Origin of the sequence: Streptomyces sp. NBC_01283, from assembly GCF_041435335.1 — a bacterium.
In the GTDB taxonomy this organism is placed as follows: Bacteria; Actinomycetota; Actinomycetes; order Streptomycetales; family Streptomycetaceae; genus Streptomyces.
The window spans coordinates 2579312-2595097 of the sequence record NZ_CP108430.1; the positions used below are offsets into that span (position 1 = coordinate 2579312).

Below are 15786 nucleotides of genomic sequence, written 5' to 3' on the forward strand. Positions count from 1 at the left end.
CCCGCGGCCCCCGTCACGGCGCCGGGTCATGGCGCCCCCGCAGTCGAGTCCGGCTCGGGCAGGCTCTGTTCGCGCACCGCGAGTCTGCGCAACATCTCAAGCACCCGGTCCCGCGCCTCATCGGCGGCGTCGATCGCTTCCATGCACTGCCAGTACACCCCCTCGTCGTCCGCGCCCATGGCCACGGCGACGAGCGCGAACCCCACCTCGCCGAGCAGTTCATCGAGCCCCCGCAGCACCTCGTGCGCCCCGCCGATGCCGGTCAGCCGCGCCGCCCGGATGCCCTCCGTCCCGAGACCCAGGGCGTCGAGGACTCCGCAGCCCCTGCCGCCGACTTCGCTCAGGCCCAGCGCCTCGCCCCGTAACTCCGGAGGTCCGGCGATCGCGAGACGGCTGCCGATCGCCTGCGCGAGGGCCTGGGACTGCCACACCTCGGCCACGATCTCCGACGGCTCCTGGCTCCGCGCCAGCGCGTGCCTGCTCGCCTCGATGAGCCGCATCGCCTCCATGCTCACCCCCACCCATCCCGCGCATCCGCCGCACGATCGCCCGAACTCCCCTTGCCCACTACCCAGAGTGAGCGCCAGCGGGAAGAAAAGCCAGAGCAACCAGGAAATCTGTGGACAAGCTATCGACTGTGGACAACGCGTCCACTCCGGAGAGTGATAAATCTACGCGCCATAGATAGGCGTTGGGTAGGGGTGGTGGACCGATGTGGGGCAAGTGGTGGACAGGCGATGTCACTTCGCCGGAAAGCGCTGTTCGTTCCGGTCGATCTTCGCGGCGAGCGCCGCGAGCGCGTCGATGCCGAGTACCTCGCAGAACTGCAGCAAGTAAGCGAGCACATCGGCGACCTCGTCGGTCACCCGATGCGCCGAGCCGGGGTCCTCCATCACCCGTGCCGACTGCTCGGGGGTCAACCACTGGAAGATCTCGACCAGTTCGGACGCCTCCACGCTGAGCGCGGCGGCCAGGTTCTTCGGCGTGTGGTACTGCTCCCAGTCCCGCTTCGCCGCGAAATCGGCCAGCCTGCGCTGCAGTCCCGCTACATCAAGTTCCGTCACGTCTCCAGGTCTACCATCGCGGCCCCGCCGACCAGATCCGCCCACGACGCGTCGCTCACCGTCCCGACGAGGCGGATGTGCCCGCGTTCGCAGGTGCGTGCCGCCAGTTCGGCCAGTGCGCGCTTCTGCCGCTGGTCGAGGAAGTGGTCGAGGCCGTCGGCGAGCACGGTGAGGTTCTGGTAGGCCGACGGCACCTCGGCCACCGGGTCCACCTCAAGGACTCCAGGGCCGGTGAGCAGCACCAGAGCGAGCGCCAGATACCTCAACTCGCCGTCCCCGAGCCGCCCGACGGGTGTTCTGATCCCGCCGCCCCGGTCGATGAACGCGTGGACCGATCCGTCGTCGGCCACCTCCGAGACCACGTCGGCGACCGGCCCCGCGCACCCCGCCCGCACCGCGGCCACCAGCCGCGCGTGACGCTGCCCGCACTCCTCCCTCGTACGGAGAAGGACCTCCGCGAGGTTGTCACAGCCGCCCAGCAGGCGGCCCGCGCCGATCATCCCGGGAGGCACGGGCCGCCGCATGAGCCCGGGCCGCGGCGCGCACGGGAACACCGAACGCAGCGCGACCACCACCTGTTCGGCCGCCGCGAGCACCAGGCGCTGGCCCTCGGTCTTCCCCGCGACGCGCAGCGGGAGCAGCGCCGTGCCGAGCCGGTCGTCCGGCAGAGGGCCGCGCGTCACCGGCGTGGAGCCCGCCGTGTGCCAGGCCGCCTGCACCGCGCGGCGCCCCGGGTCACGCAGCGCCGTCTCCAGGAGGGCGAGCCCGCCCCAGGTCAGCCGCTCGCCCACGACCCGCAGTTCGGGCTCCGCCTGTACGGCGACGTCGAGCCGCACCGCCCCGACGGGGCCGTCGACCGTGCAGCCGATGCGGAACCCGCGCCGCTGCTGCCCGTCACCCCGTGCGCGATCGGGCACGCAGGCCGCGGGATCGGCGAAGACGTCGACGAGTTCCTCGCCCGCACCGAGCCGCGCCAGTGCCTCGTACGCGGCGAGCGCCGTGGACTTGCCGCTCCCGCTGGGCCCCGTGACGAGGGTCAGCGGACCGAGCGGGAACACGGCGCCCCGGTGCGAGGCGAACGCCGAGAGCCGCAGTTCGGTGACGCGGCTCCGGTCCGGACCCGGCGGTGGCTCGGCGTCCGCCGCCGGAAGGTGCACAGTCATGTCCGGACGGTAGGCGGCGACGGATCCGGCGAACCGTTCCGCCCAAGTGACCTTCCTACGAATGAGGGATTCCCGCAGGAGGCGCCCAGGCGCCGCATCGCGAGCGGCTATGCACCTGGCCTATGCCCGACTGCGGCACCGTACAAAATCACTGAGGACCCGACGCCGAACCGCCGGGCCCCCATCTCGCACCACTGGCCGGGCCCCCGCCCCGCACCACTGCCCCCGCTACGACGCTACGACTGCGCCGCCGCGACAAGTCCCTGCACCTCGGTGCCGGGCGGGGCCAGCAGGAAGACGTTCTTGTCGACCCGGTGCATCCCGCAGCCGAGGCCGAGGACCACACCGCTGCTGAAGTCCAGGACGCGCTTGGCGACTTCCGTCTCCGCCCCGGTCAGGTCGAGCAGGACCGGAATCTGCGCCATCACGGTTTCGGCGACCTCGCGGGCGTCCGCGAAGATGTTCACCCGCATCACCACAAAGCGCCGCCGCGCCTCGGTCTCCGCGTCGGGCATCGCGCGGTGGCCGGGCCAGGATGGCCATTCGTTGCGGCTGCGCAGCGGTACGACCTGGGCGAGCCCTTCCCACTGTTCATCGGTGACGTCGTGGCTGTTCAACGCTCCACCCCGTCCTGGCTCGCACTCGATATCTGCACCGGCTCATTCTTACGCGACCTCACCCGTTCGGCCCAACAGCGACACGGGGCGAGCCGACCAGTGTGCCAGGGCCGGCGGGTCAGTGTCCCAGGAGTCCCACAAGCCCTTCGATGAGACAGGCGTGCCAACAGGCCCAGTCGTGACCGCCGTTGTACTCGTTCAGGGTCACCGGGCAGCCGTGCGAACGCAGCATCTCGTACAGGTCGCGATGGTGATCAAGAATTTCCTCCTCACGCAGTCCGACATCCATGCGCACGGTGACGGACCCGGTCCCGCGGCCGTCGAACCGGGAGACGGGCGCGGACTGGGCCAGGACGTTGCCGAACCGTTCCGGCCGCAGGAAACCCGCGTACAGGGAGGCCAGTCCGCCCAGGCCCTGGCCCGCGACGAGCGTGCGCGCGGGGTCGGTGGTGAGGGGCCAGCGGCCCGCCGCCCACGGCAGCAGTTCGTCGGCGAGGAAACCGACATGGCTGTGGTACGCGCCCAGCTCCCGGCTGCGCGTGGCCCTGTCGACGGCGTCCGGGGCCAGGACGGCGAGCGGCGGCAGGGCGCCGTCGGCGATGAGGGCGTCCAGGGTGTCCTGGAAGGCGAGCCGCCCGAACCACATGTCGCCATCGTTCAGCACGAGCACCGGCAAGTCGCCTGCGCGGCCACCCGGCGGGAGATACGCCCAGACGTCCCGCTCGGCGCCGAGCACCCCCGCGGGCAGCCGGTGCCGCTCGACCCTCCCCCGGGACGCCCCGGTACGCCGCTCGGCCCACGAACGCGCGGGTGCGGGCGCCTGCGGGAGTTCGAGCACGGAGGTGTCGCGGTCCGGCCGGCGGCCGGGTGTCCGAAGGTGGTTGAGCGGGTCGGGAGCGGCGTGCGCGGAGAGGGAGAGCAGCCGTCGCCGGAGGAGATCGGCGGATGCGGGCGGTTCGCCGGGCGAGATGTCGGCGGCCATCCGGTACGAGGCTCGGTGGTCGGCGCGCAGCCGGTAGGTGAGGTGCCAGATGTCCGTGCCGGGCAGCGGGGTCAGCAGCGACGCGGCGGGGTCGGCGGGGTCCGCGATGCCCTCGGCGAGCAGCAGGACCTGCCGGGTGGCGCGGTGGCCGCGCCACAGGAATGTCACGGCGCAGTGGTCCGGGTCGCCTTCGATGGCCTCGACCAGCGGGGTGCCGTGGCGTGCGGCATCCGCCCAGAACTCCTCCAGGATGACGGCGCGTTCGGCTTCGGGGGCGCCGGCGGCGCGAGTCGCGGCGCGTTCGACGCGGCGCACGGCGCCCGCGATCCTGCGGGGCGCCGCGTCGGCCGCGAGCACCCCCGTGGTCACACTCATCCGCACACGAAGAGGACCCGCATCGTTCCCCGCCTTCCTGGTCCAGCACACGACAACAACATCAACTTAGCTTAGCCTAACCTAAGTCAACCGTTATTGTGGAGAGCCAGTCCCACCGCGCCCCGCCGCGCCGCCCGATCAGCCCCTCAGCGGCCGGAAGAACGTCCGCAGCTCCCGCGCCACCTGCTCCGGCTCCTCGTGCGCCATGAAGTGCCCGCCCCGCTTCGGGGTGCTCCAGTGGCGCAGATCCCTGAAGGTGCGCTCGGCCAGGCTCCTGGGGAAGTCCGCGAACGCCGGTTCATGGCTGAGGGTGACGGCTGCGGGGACGGTGATGGGCGGGACGGGCTTGTTCCGGGGGTAGTCGTAGTACTGCCGGAAGGACGAGCCGATGCTGCCGGTGGCCCAGTAGAGCGTCGCGACCGTGAGCAGGGTGTCCTTGTCCCAGCGGGCCTCCAGCTCGCCGCCGCAGTCGCTCCAGTCGCGATACTTGTCGGCGATCCAGGCGACGAGCCCCGCCGGGGAGTCCATCAGGGCGGCGGCGACGGTGTCCGGGCGGGTGCACATGATCTCGCTGTAGCCCTGGTCGGTCGCGTCATACGCGTCCAAGGCGTCGAGGAACGTCTGCTCCTCGGGGGTCGGCGGCTCCGCGTCGAACTGCTCCGTGATCACAGCGGACGTGACGTGCACCCCGGCCACCTCCCGCGGGTAGAGCGCGCCGAGCCACTGCGTCACCCCGCCCCCGATGTCCCCGCCGAAGGCCCCGAAGCGTTCGTAGCCCAGGGTCCCGGTCATCAGCTCGTGCCAGATCTCGGCGACGCCCCTGCGCGTGAACGGCTCGCGCGGCAACTCGGAGTGGATGAAGCCGGGCAGCGAGGGGATCACCACGTCGAAGGCGTCGGCCGGGTCACCGCCGTGCGCCGCCGGGTCGGCCAGGCGTTCGGCGACCCGCAGCATCTCCACGAAGCTGCTCGGCCAGCCGTGGCTCAGGACCAGCGGCAGCGGTGCGGGGGCGCCTTCGGGGCGGCGGCCCCGCAGATGGACGAAGTGCACGCGCCGTCCGGCGACTTCGGCGACGTACTGCGGGAAGACGTTGAGCGCGGCCTCGGCGGCGCGCCAGTCGAAGCCGTCCGCCCAGTACGCGACGAGTTCGCGCAGATAGCCGGGGTCGACGCCCGCCGCCCAGTACGCGGAGTCGGAGGGCTGGGTGAAGAGGGTGCGCCGCAGGCGCGTACGCAGGTCGTCCAGTACGTCGTCGGAGACGGAGGTCCGGAAAGGAGCGGGTTCGGCTGTCATGGTTCCTTCGGTACGAGAGGCAGGGGGCGCCACAGCATCACAGCGCCGAACCGCGGCTACGCGGGCGGCGGCATGCGACGGGCAGGCCCATGATGCGCGACGCGCAAGAATCTGCCCATGGATTTTGACCGGACCTCTGACCAGACCGCTGACCGTACGGATGCCTACCTGCGGCGCATCGGCGCCGAACGGCCCGCCGCGCCCACCACGCGCGCCCTGCGCGATCTGCATCTCGCGCACCTGCGCGCCGTCCCCTTCGAGAACCTCTCCATCCACCTCGGCGAGAACATCGAACTCACCGATGACGCCTTGGTGGCGAAGGTCGTCGACGCCCACCGCGGCGGCTTCTGCTACGAACTCAACGGCGCCTTCGCCGCGTTGCTCACCTCGCTCGGCTTCGAGGTGACGCTGTTGCAGGCCCGCGTGTACGACGACACCGGAAACCCCGGAATCCCCTACGACCACCTGGCGTTGCGCGTGCGCACCTCCGATGGCGGCGACTGGCTCGCGGACGTCGGCTTCGGCACCCACAGCCACTTCCCGCTGGCCTACGGCGAACGCGGCGAGCAGCAGGACCCCGGCGGCACCTTCCGCATCACCGAGACCCCCGAAGGCGACCTGGACGTCAGCAGGGACGGCAGGGCCCAGTACGTGGTCGACCGGCGCCCGCGCGCCCTCGGCGACTTCACGTCCGGCGCCTGGTGGCACCGCACCTCGCCCACGTCCCACTTCACGCGGTCCCTGGTCTGCTCGATGCTCACCGGGACCGGACGGATCACCCTCAGCGGCCGCACCCTCACCACGACGAAGGACGGTGAGCGTCACACCGCCGAACTGGCCACGGACGCCGAGGTGCTCGACGCATACGCCACGCACTTCGGCATCGCCCTGAAGCAGGTGCCGCAGGTGCGGAAGGCCGTGTCCCCCGGAGGCGATGCCACCTCTTGACCTTTCCTCCAAAGGGGGTGGCATCTGCCATGGAGAAAGACCCAGACGTGTTGTAAATGCCAGGTGGGGCGGCATATCGTGACGCGTATGCAGTCCTACACCATCGGACAGGCGGCACGCCTGCTCGGCGTCAGCCCCGACACCGCTCGTCGCTGGGCCGACGCCGGACGGGTCGCCACCCACCGGGACGAAGGCGGCCGTCGGCTCATCGACGGCCGCGCTCTCGCCGCGTTCTCCATTGAGGTCGCACAAGGTCAGGGCCAGGGGGGCAACGGCGAGGACGACGTCCCTTACACCTCTGCCCGCAACGCCTTTCCCGGCATCGTCACCGCCGTGAAGCTCGGTGACGTCGCGGCCCAGGTCGAGATCCAGGCAGGCCCGCACCGGCTCGTCTCGCTCCTGACCCGGGAGGCCGTGGAAGAGCTCGGCCTGGAGGTCGGCATGCAGGCAACCGCCCGCGTGAAGTCCACCAGCGTGCACATCGATCGGACCTGACCTTCAGGTCCGTGCCCAAGGTCCTCAGCCAAGGGCCGGTCCGTGCCGCCGGCCGCCGTGTCCCCCAAGGAGTTCCACGCTCATGTCCCTCACTCTTGGTCCCACCAAGCGCCGTGCCGCAGCCGCCGTGCTGACGGCGGCGCTGCTCGTCCCGCTCGCCGCCTGCGGCAACGACGACGGCAACGACGGCAAGAAGGACGACAGCGGCAAGAAGTCCTCGGGCTCCGCCGCCCCGAAGGCCGACCTCACCGTCCTCGCCGCCTCCTCGCTCACCGACGTCTTCAAGACCGCGGGCGCCGCGTACGAGAAGGAGAACCCGGGGACGAAGGTCAACTTCTCCTTCGCCGGTTCGCAGGAACTGGCCGCCCAGGTCAAGCAGGGCGCCCCTGCCGACGCCCTGGTCACCGCCGACACCAAGACCATGGACGGCCTGAGGCCGGACACCGGCAGCCCGTCCGTCATCGCCAAGAACCGCCTGGTCATCGCCGCCGGCGAGGGCAACCCAAAGAAGATCGACGCGCTGAAGGACCTCTCCGACAGCAAGCTGAAGGTCGTCCTCGCCGCACCCGAGGTGCCGGTCGGCCGCTACAGCGAGCAGATCCTGGACGCCCAGAAGATCGACGTGCAGCCGGTCTCGCAGGAGCCCAACGTCCGCGCGGTCCTCAGCAAGGTCGAGCTGGGCGAGGCGGACGCGGGTCTGGTCTACAAGACCGATGCCGCCACCTCCCCCAAGAAGGTCGACGCGATCAAGATCCCGGACGGCGAGAACGCGATCGCCGAGTACCCCGCGGCCACCCTGAAGACGTCGAAGCACGGTGAGGCAGCGGCGGCGTTCGTGAAGTGGCTGGCCACGCCCGAGGCCCAGAAGATCCTCCAGGACGCGGGCTTCGAGAAGCCGTAGCCCGTCGGCCCGCCCTTCCGGTGGAGGCCCGCCCTCTTCCGGCCGGACGTGGCCACACCCGCCGGGGTGAGGGGGCCGACCGCCTCCCCGGTCGGGGGCGTACCGGTCGTCTCCCGGAACGCCCCGGGCGCCCCCTCACCTCGTAGCACCGCACCGAGCGCACCCCAGGGACCACGATGAAACGCCTGCGTGGCCGCACCGCCGGCCCCCGCACCCCGATCGCCCTCGCGGTCCCCGCGCTGCTCGCCATCGCGTTCCTGATGCTGCCGCTGCTCGGGATCCTCCTGCGGACCGAGTGGAGCGCGCTCGGGTCCCATCTGGCCAGCGAAGGGACCACGCAGGCGCTGAAGCTGTCCCTCGTCGTCTCCTTCTGGGCGCTGGGGCTCTCCCTGCTGCTCGGGGTGCCGCTCGCCTGGCTGCTCGCCCGCGTCGACTTTCCCGGCAAGGCGGTCGTACGTTCCCTCGTGCTGCTGCCGATGGTGCTTCCGCCCACCGTGGGCGGCGTCGCCCTGCTGCTCGCCTTCGGGCGGCGCGGACTGCTCGGCCCGTGGCTGGAGGGCACGTTCGGGATCACCCTGCCGTTCCACACGTCCGGCGCGGTGCTCGCCGCGACCTTCGTCGCGATGCCGTTCCTCGTCATCAGCCTGGAGGGCGCGCTCGGCGGCCTCCGCCCCCGTTACGAGGAGACCGCGGCGTCCCTGGGCGCCTCGCCGGTACGGGTGTTCCGCACCGTCACGCTGCCCATGGTCGCCCCCGGGCTCATCGCGGGAGCCGCCCTGACCTGGGCGCGGGCCCTGGGCGAGTTCGGCGCGACCATCACCTTCGCCGGGAACCTCCCCGGCACCACGCAGACCCTGCCCCTCCAGGTGTACCTGCTGCTCCAGGACTCCCCCGAGGCCGCGACCTCCGTGTCGCTGCTGCTGCTCGCCATCGCCATGGCGGTGCTCGTCGCCCTGCGCGGCCGCTGGATGAGCACTCCGGGCACCCGGCGCCAGGGGCGGTCCGAGCGGCTGCCGGACGAGACGGACCCGCCCGCGCTCCCCGGAGCCGCCTATGCGGGGCCTGCCGATGCGGGGCCCATTGACGCCGGTCCTGTTGATGCCGCGCCCGCCGACGCCGGGCCCGTGCCGCCGTCCACGGAGCGCTGGTCCCTGCACGCCGAGGTCACCGGCTTCAACCAGCTCACCCTGGACGCCGAACCGGGCACCACGATCGCCGTCGTCGGACCCAACGGCGCCGGCAAGACCACGCTGTTGCGCGCGCTCCTCGGGCTCACCCCGCGCGCCCACGCCGAACTCCGGCTGGGCGACACCGACGTCTCCGACCTGCCGCCGCACCGCCGCCACGTCGCCTGGGTGCCGCAGGACGGCGCCCTCTTCCCGCACATGAGCGCCCTCGCCAACACGGCGTACGGGCCGCGTGCGCTGGGTGTCCCGCGGGCCGAGGCCCGGCGGCACGCGCAGGAGTGGCTCGACCGGCTCGACGTCGGGCACCTCGCGCACCGCAGGCCGGCCCAGGTCTCCGGCGGCCAGGCCCAACGAGTGGCGCTGGCACGGGCGTTGGCGGCCCAGCCCCGGCTGCTCCTGCTCGACGAACCGCTCGCCGCACTCGACCAGACGACCCGGGCCCATGTGCGCCACACCCTGCGCACGCACCTCGACACCTTCGGCGGCGTCTGCCTGATCGTCACGCACGACCCCGTCGAGGCGGTGTCCCTCGCCGACCGGGTGCTCGTACTCGACCAGGGGCTCGCCCTGCAGGACGAGGCACCCGCCGAAGTGACCCGGCACCCCCGCTCTCCATGGGTGGCCAGGATGCTGGGCCGCAACGCCTGGTCCGGCACCGCGGTGCCCGAGGGGCTCGCCCTGCCCGGCGGCGGGACCCTCGTGATCGCCGACCCGCTCCCGCCGGGCACCGAGGCGTTGGCGATCATCGCGCCGGAGGCGGTCTCCGTGCACCGCGACAGGCCCACCGGCAGCCCCCGCAACGTCTGGCCCGGCACCATCCGCGAGATCACCACCAGCGGCAGCCGGCTCCGCCTGCTGATCACCTCGCCCCAGGCACCCGACCTGGTCGCCGAGATCACCCCGCAGGCGGCGGCCGAACTCGGCCTCACCGACGGGACGCGGGTATGGACCAGCGTGAAGGCGACGGAGACCACGGTCGTGCCCACCTGAGCCGCCCGGCTCCGCACCCCGTCACCGAGGTGGCGTCAGCCGAAGAGCTCGTGGTCGGCCAGGACCTCGGCGATCAGCCGCCGGTCGACGGCCGCCCGCTCCGGATCGGTGTCGATGTTCCCGGTCAGGGTCAGCAGGCACTTCCACAGCAGCCAGCCGCGGGCCCGCGCCCAGGTGCCCTCGTCGTGGCCGACCGCGCGCCGGAACGCCTCCCGGCTCTCCCCCGAGAACATCCCCCACGCGATGACCAGGTCGCAGGCCGGGTCTCCGACGCCCGACGTGCCGAAGTCGATGACGGCGGTGAGCCTGCCGTCGGCGACCAGGAGATTGCCCGGCGCGATGTCGCCGTGGAACCACACGGGCGTCCCGCGCCACTCGGCGGCGAGGGCGGCTTCCCAGACGGTCGCCGCCCTGCCGGTGTCGACGTATCCCTCCAGTGCGGCGAGGCACCGCCGGGTCTCGTCGTCGTAGTACGCCGGTGACGCCCCTCGGTACCAGCTGTGCTCGCCCGCGAGCGGGCCGCCGGTGGCGTCGCAGCGCTGGAGGGCGAGGATGAACTCGGCGACGGAGAGAGCGAACCGGGCCATGTCGTCGATGCGTCCGCGCGCGGCCGTCTCACCGGCCAGCCAGCCGCGGACGGACCACGGGTAGGGATAGCCCTCGCCCGGTGCGCCCTCGCCCAGGATCGGCGGGACGGCGAACGGCAGGGACGGCGCGAGCCGGGGCAGCCACTCGTTCTCCTTGGCCACCGCGGGCACATAACCGGCGGCGGTGGGCAGCCGGGCCGTCAGGCTGTCGCCGAGGCGGTAGGTCCGGTTGTCCCAGCCGTCGACCTCCACCGGCCTGACCGGAAGGTCGCGCCACTGCGGGAACTGCTCTGCGATCAAACGCTTCACCAGCGCTGCGTCGATTCCGGCGCGGCCGTCGGGAGGAGTCGGAACCATGCGGGGATCATCACCTCCTGCGATCGCGTCCCGCAACGAATTATCGAGTTGTCGAGCGATTGGAACGACTTCAGTCAACAGTGATCACGACGGCCGTGGTGCCTCGCGCGGACCCTAGGCTCTGCCCCATGGATGCCAGTTCTGTGACCAGGACGGTCTCCGTCACCCGTATGAACTCCGGGGACCACGCCTGCCTCGGATTCGACGACGACGAAACCCGCTGGGAACTCCGAGCCGCGTACGCCGACATCGGTCTGTCGCGCGGCGAGCAGGTGGTGTTCTTCACCGACCGGACCACCACTCCCGCCCTCGCGGCCGAGCGGCTGAGCGGCGGCGGCTTCCCGCTGGGCCCCGCTCTGATGGACGGACGGCTCGCCGTGGTCAACGAAGTTCCCGGGTTCGACCCGGACACCGGCTTCGACCCGGACGAACGGGCCAAGACCTGGGTCGAGTTGACGGACAGAGCACGCCACGACGGCTTCTCCGGCATCCGGGTGGTCGGCGACATGGGCTGGGCCGCCGAACCGGGCGTCGACCAGGAACTCCTGGTCGACTACGAGACCGGGCTCTCGCCGCTCTTCGCCGAGATCGGGTTCACCGCCATCTGCGAGTACGACCGGCGGAAATTCGGCGACGACCTCATGGACCGGGTCCGCCACGCGCACCCCAAACAGATCCTGCGACACCTCGGCGCCCTGGACATCACCCGGACCGGCACCGAACTGCGGGTCGCCGGAGACGTCGACCTCGCCACGCGCGAGGAGTTCGACTCGGCGCTCGCGCAGGCCCTGACCGGACCGGACCGCCCCCGCGTGCTCGATCTCTCCGAGTTGTGCTTCATGGACGTACACGCCGCATCGACGCTGGTGCGGCTCGCGGGCCGGCTGCCCCGCGACCACCTCCTCGCGGTTCGCTCCCGGCCCGAGCAGGACAAAGTGATACGGCTCTGCGGAGCCGTCGATGTACCTCAACTCGGCCTGGGCGAAGGGTGATCCGCGAAGTGATCCTCAACCGCGGTATCGGCAACGACGACAACGGCGGTGACCCCGCCCTGCACCGGGAGCACATCGACATCACCCTCTCCCCCACACCGGGGAGGGCGCCGCTCCTCGAACTCCCCTTCACCATGGCCGACTTGGCACGGCTGCGGCTTCAGGTCACCCGTCGCGCCGAGGACGCGGGCCTCTGCGACCCCCGACTCAGCGACTTCGTGCTCGCCGTGCACGAGGTCGCGAGCAACGCCGTCGTGCACGGCGGCGGCAAGGGCCGCATCCAACTCGCACACACGGCCCAGGGGTTGCGGTGCGTCATCGCGGACAGCGGCCCGGGGCTGACCCGGGCGAAGCCCTGCGAGGCGGCCACCCTGCCCGACGGCGACGAGGCCGAGAGCGGCCGGGGCCTGTGGCTGGCCCAGGCCCTCACGGACCACTTCGACGTCTCGGTCTGCCCGGCCGGGACCAAGGTCACGCTGGTGGCGCTGCTGTCCTGAGCCGGGCCGCGCGGCCCGGCTCCGCTCACGCCGAGGCCCGCTCGACCAGCGCCGGACGGAACACCATCGACAGCGGCACCACTCCCGGCCGCTTGATCCGCCCCAGCAGCAGCCGGGCCATCTCGGCGGCCATCTCCTCCACCGGCTGCCGGACCGTGGTCAGGGCGGGCTCACAGGCCCCGGCGGCCTCGCTGTCGTCGAAGCCGACCACCGCGACGTCCCGCGGCAGCCGCCTGCCCGCCCGCAACAGGGTCTGCAGCGCACCCTGCGCCATCAGGTCCGATGCCACGAACACGCCGTCCAGGTCGGGGAGTTGGTCCAGCAGGCGCCGTGTCGCCTCCGCACCGCCCACCCGGGTGAAGTCGGCCTCCGCCCAGGGCGCGTCGGTGATGCCGTGCGCGGCCAGCGCGTCACGGAACCCTGCGAGGCGTTCCTGGGCGGCCGGCATGTCCTGCGGCCCCGCGATGCTGCCGATCCTGCGGCGGCCTCCGGCGACCAGCCGGTCGACGGCCATCCGCGCCCCCGCCCGCTGGTCCACCTCCACATACGGCAGCGGGACCGTCTGGGCCGGGCGCCCGGCGAGCACGGCGGGCAGGCCGGTCTCCGCGAGCAGCCGGGGCAGCGGGTCGGAGGCGTGCGAGGAGACGAGCACCGTGCCGTCCACATGACCTTGGCGCAGATACGACAGCAGCTGCCGGCGCGAGGTGTCGTCGTCCACCAGCATCAGGACCATCTGGACCCCGGCCGGGCGCAGCACGTCGAGGAGCCCGCCGACCACCCGGCCGAAGTGGGGGTCGGTGAACATCCGGCCGACGAAGGGAGCCTCGACCGGCCTGCGCTCACGCTCGGACACCACCAGGGCGATGGAGTCGGTCCGCTGGGTCACCAGGGAGCGGGCGGCCTGATTGGGGACGTAGCCGGTGGCCTCGACCGCCTCCTCCACCTTGCGGCGCAGCACCGGGTCGACGGTGGGCGCGCCGTTCACGACCCGGGAGACGGTGGCGCGCGACACTCCGGCCGTCCGGGCCACGTCCTCCAGGGTCACGGGGCGTGCGGGGCGCAGGGCGTCGGCAGTCACTGGGTCTTTATAGCAACCGGGCCGGGCGGGCGTTCGGGTCCCGGCGCCTGACGGCCCATCAACTCGGGGTGCGGCGCGTGCTGTTGGTCAACCCCTCCCAACTGTCGGACATAACGCCCAGGCCAGCGCGATTGACGCCAACTTGCCCACAGGGGCACCTAGTTGACTTCTCCCCACCCAGCCAGCGCGACATCGTGCGCACCCCCTTGACGCGCCTTGTCCCAGACACAACTATCCAACGCGAGAGAGCGCTCTCTCATCGATCACCGTTCAGGTTCTGAACGTAAGCCGAACGCATGCGGCACCGCTCTGCCCCACTGACTCCGGAGCGGCGCCCACCCCCACCACCAGCACTTCCCGCACCCGTCACGCAGCCACCAGGGAGACTTGCCATGTCCGAGCACCAGCCCTCGCCCGCCGCGAAATCCACGCTCTCCCGTCGCTCCGCCCTGGCCGCCGCTCTGGCGGTCCCGGCCACCGGTCTGCTCGCCTCCCAGGCGGTCGCCGCTCCCGACTCGCCCCCGGCGCGGGTCCCCGCCGCGCGCCGCCCGCAGCCGGCGAACGCCCTCGCCCCCGACTTCGGTCCGAACGTCATCGTCTTCGGCCCCTCCACCGGCGGCATCCAGGGGAAGCTCGACGAGATCTTCAAGAAGCAGGAGTCGGCGCAGTTCGCCGCCGGCCGCTACGCCCTGCTGTTCAAGCCGGGGACCTACAACGGCCTCAACGCCCAGATCGGCTTCTACACCTCGATCATGGGCCTGGGCCTCTCCCCCGACGACACCCACTTCAACGGCGACGTCACCGTCGACGCGGGCTGGTTCAACGGAAACGCCACGCAGAACTTCTGGCGCTCGGCGGAGAACCTCTCCCTCTCCCCGGTCAGCGGAGCCAACCGCTGGGCCGTCTCCCAGGCCGCGCCGTTCCGCCGCATGCACGTGCGCGGCGACCTGAACCTCGCGCCCAACGGCTACGGCTGGGCCAGCGGCGGCTACATCGCCGACAGCCGGATCGACGGCACCGTCCAGCCCTACTCCCAGCAGCAGTGGTACACCCGCGACAGCTCGATCGGCGGCTGGCTCAACGCGGTGTGGAACATGGTCTTCTCCGGGGTGGAGGGCGCGCCCGGCGACTCCTTCCCCAACCCTCCCTACACCACCCTGAACAACACCCCGTACTCCCGCGAGAAGCCCTTCCTCTACCTCGACGGCGCGGAGTACAAGGTCTTCCTTCCCGCCCTGCGCACCAACGCCCGGGGCACCAGCTGGGGCCACGGCACCCCGCAGGGCCAGTCCCTCTCCCTCTCCGCCTTCTACCTCGCCAAGCCGGGCGACAGCGCGGCCACCCTCAACGCCGCACTCGACCGGGGGCTCCACCTCCTGCTCACCCCCGGCATCTACCACCTCGACCGGCCGATCGAGGTCAAGAAGGCGAACACCGTCGTCCTCGGGCTCGGTTACGCCACCCTCATACCGGACGGCGGGGTCACCGCGGTGAAGACCGCCGACGTCGACGGGGTGCGGCTGGCCGGGTTCCTGGTCGACGCCGGGCCGCAGAACTCCCGGACGCTCGTCGAGATCGGCCCGTCGGGCGCGGGCGCCTCGCACGTCGGCAACCCGACCACCGTGCAGGACGTGTTCATCCGCATCGGCGGTGCGGGCGCGGGCAAGGCCACCACCAGCATGGTGGTCAACAGCCGCCACACCATCGTCGACCACACCTGGATCTGGCGCGCCGACCACGGGGACGGCGTCGGCTGGGAGACCAACCGGGCCGACTACGGAGTCGTCGTCAACGGCGCGGACGTGCTGGCCACCGGCCTGTTCGTGGAGCACTTCAACAAGTACGACGTGCAGTGGAACGGCGAGCGCGGGCGCACGATCTTCTACCAGAACGAGAAGGCGTACGACGCCCCCAACCAGGCCGCCATCCAGAACGGCGGCATCAGGGGCTTCGCCTCGTACAAGGTCGCCGACTCCGTCAACACCCATGAGGGCTGGGGACTCGGCAGCTACTGCTACTACAACGTCGACCCGACGATCGTGCAGGAACACGGCTTCGCCGCACCGAACAAGTCAGGGGTGAAGTTCCATCACCTGCTCGTCGTCTCGCTCGGCGGCAAGGGTCAGTACGCGCACGTCATCAACTCGACCGGTGCTCCCACGTCGGGGTCCAACACGGTGCCGTCCACGGTGGTCTCCTTCCCCTGAACCACCCTCCCCCTTCAGCCAGTTCACCCACCGCAAGGAGAGCAGCATGCGCT

15 protein-coding genes are annotated in these 15786 nt (G+C 71.6%); 7 read left to right on the plus strand and 8 right to left on the minus strand.

Features of this window, described 5'->3' with window-relative positions; genetic code table 11:
* Window positions 1–26 precede the first annotated feature (26 nt).
* From OG302_RS11650 to OG302_RS11675, 6 genes are all read right to left on the minus strand, one after another.
* Window positions 27–509, minus strand: a complete 483-nt coding sequence (locus OG302_RS11650; protein ID WP_371750097.1) for a DUF6099 family protein — start codon at window positions 507–509, stop codon at window positions 27–29.
* Window positions 510–740: 231 nt separating this feature from the next.
* Window positions 741–1064: a nucleotide pyrophosphohydrolase gene (locus tag OG302_RS11655; protein WP_371526736.1), complete on the minus strand. Its 324-nt coding sequence runs from the start codon at window positions 1062–1064 to the stop codon at window positions 741–743.
* A complete protein-coding gene (locus tag OG302_RS11660) occupies window positions 1061–2227 on the minus strand; it encodes an AAA family ATPase (RefSeq protein ID WP_371526737.1) in 1167 nt (388 codons plus the stop codon). The genes OG302_RS11655 and OG302_RS11660 overlap by 4 nt, the downstream gene beginning before the upstream one ends.
* Window positions 2228–2463: 236 nt before the next feature.
* Window positions 2464–2844: a cell division protein SepF gene (locus tag OG302_RS11665; protein ID WP_160507707.1), complete on the minus strand. Its 381-nt coding sequence runs from the start codon at window positions 2842–2844 to the stop codon at window positions 2464–2466.
* A gap of 118 nt (window positions 2845–2962) precedes the next feature.
* Window positions 2963–4201, minus strand: coding sequence for an enterochelin esterase domain-containing protein (locus OG302_RS11670; protein ID WP_371526738.1), 1239 nt, complete (start codon window positions 4199–4201; stop codon window positions 2963–2965).
* Between the two features lie 138 nt (window positions 4202–4339).
* The gene (locus OG302_RS11675) at window positions 4340–5494 is read right to left on the minus strand and encodes an epoxide hydrolase family protein (RefSeq protein WP_371526739.1); all 1155 of its coding nucleotides are present in this window, start codon (window positions 5492–5494) and stop codon (window positions 4340–4342) included.
* Window positions 5495–5611: 117 nt separating this feature from the next.
* Here OG302_RS11675 and OG302_RS11680 point away from each other — a divergent pair, with 117 nt between their 5' ends.
* The 4 genes from OG302_RS11680 (at window position 5612) to OG302_RS11695 (ending at window position 10015) form a co-directional block, all read left to right on the plus strand.
* Window positions 5612–6442 carry an arylamine N-acetyltransferase gene (locus OG302_RS11680; RefSeq protein ID WP_371526740.1) on the plus strand — a complete coding sequence of 277 codons (831 nt, stop codon included), beginning with the start codon at window positions 5612–5614 and terminating at the stop codon, window positions 6440–6442.
* 87 nt (window positions 6443–6529) lie between these two features.
* Window positions 6530–6937: a molybdopterin-binding protein gene (locus OG302_RS11685; RefSeq protein ID WP_371526741.1), complete on the plus strand. Its 408-nt coding sequence runs from the start codon at window positions 6530–6532 to the stop codon at window positions 6935–6937.
* An 82-nt stretch (window positions 6938–7019) separates the two neighbouring features.
* Window positions 7020–7838: a molybdate ABC transporter substrate-binding protein gene (modA, locus tag OG302_RS11690; RefSeq protein WP_371526742.1), complete on the plus strand. Its 819-nt coding sequence runs from the start codon at window positions 7020–7022 to the stop codon at window positions 7836–7838.
* A gap of 176 nt (window positions 7839–8014) precedes the next feature.
* Window positions 8015–10015 carry an ABC transporter permease gene (locus OG302_RS11695; RefSeq protein WP_371526743.1) on the plus strand — a complete coding sequence of 667 codons (2001 nt, stop codon included), beginning with the start codon at window positions 8015–8017 and terminating at the stop codon, window positions 10013–10015.
* Window positions 10016–10050: 35 nt separating this feature from the next.
* Here OG302_RS11695 and OG302_RS11700 read toward each other — a convergent pair whose 3' ends face one another.
* Entirely contained in the window at window positions 10051–10959 is a 909-nt protein-coding gene (locus OG302_RS11700; RefSeq protein ID WP_371526744.1) for an aminoglycoside phosphotransferase family protein, read from the minus strand.
* Window positions 10960–11087: 128 nt separating this feature from the next.
* Here OG302_RS11700 and OG302_RS11705 point away from each other — a divergent pair, with 128 nt between their 5' ends.
* Window positions 11088–11951, plus strand: coding sequence for an MEDS domain-containing protein (locus OG302_RS11705; protein WP_371526745.1), 864 nt, complete (start codon window positions 11088–11090; stop codon window positions 11949–11951).
* Between the two features lie 8 nt (window positions 11952–11959).
* On the plus strand, window positions 11960–12448 hold the full coding sequence (locus OG302_RS11710) for an ATP-binding protein (RefSeq protein ID WP_371526746.1): 489 nt from the start codon (window positions 11960–11962) through the stop codon (window positions 12446–12448).
* 25 nt (window positions 12449–12473) lie between these two features.
* Here the strand turns inward: OG302_RS11710 and OG302_RS11715 are convergent, their stop codons facing one another.
* Complete coding sequence (locus OG302_RS11715; protein WP_371526747.1) at window positions 12474–13526, minus strand: LacI family DNA-binding transcriptional regulator; 1053 nt, start codon at window positions 13524–13526, stop codon at window positions 12474–12476.
* Between the two features lie 392 nt (window positions 13527–13918).
* Here OG302_RS11715 and OG302_RS11720 point away from each other — a divergent pair, with 392 nt between their 5' ends.
* Window positions 13919–15733, plus strand: a complete 1815-nt coding sequence (locus tag OG302_RS11720; RefSeq protein WP_371526748.1) for a coagulation factor 5/8 type domain-containing protein — start codon at window positions 13919–13921, stop codon at window positions 15731–15733.
* The last annotated feature ends 53 nt before the right edge of the window (window positions 15734–15786 follow it).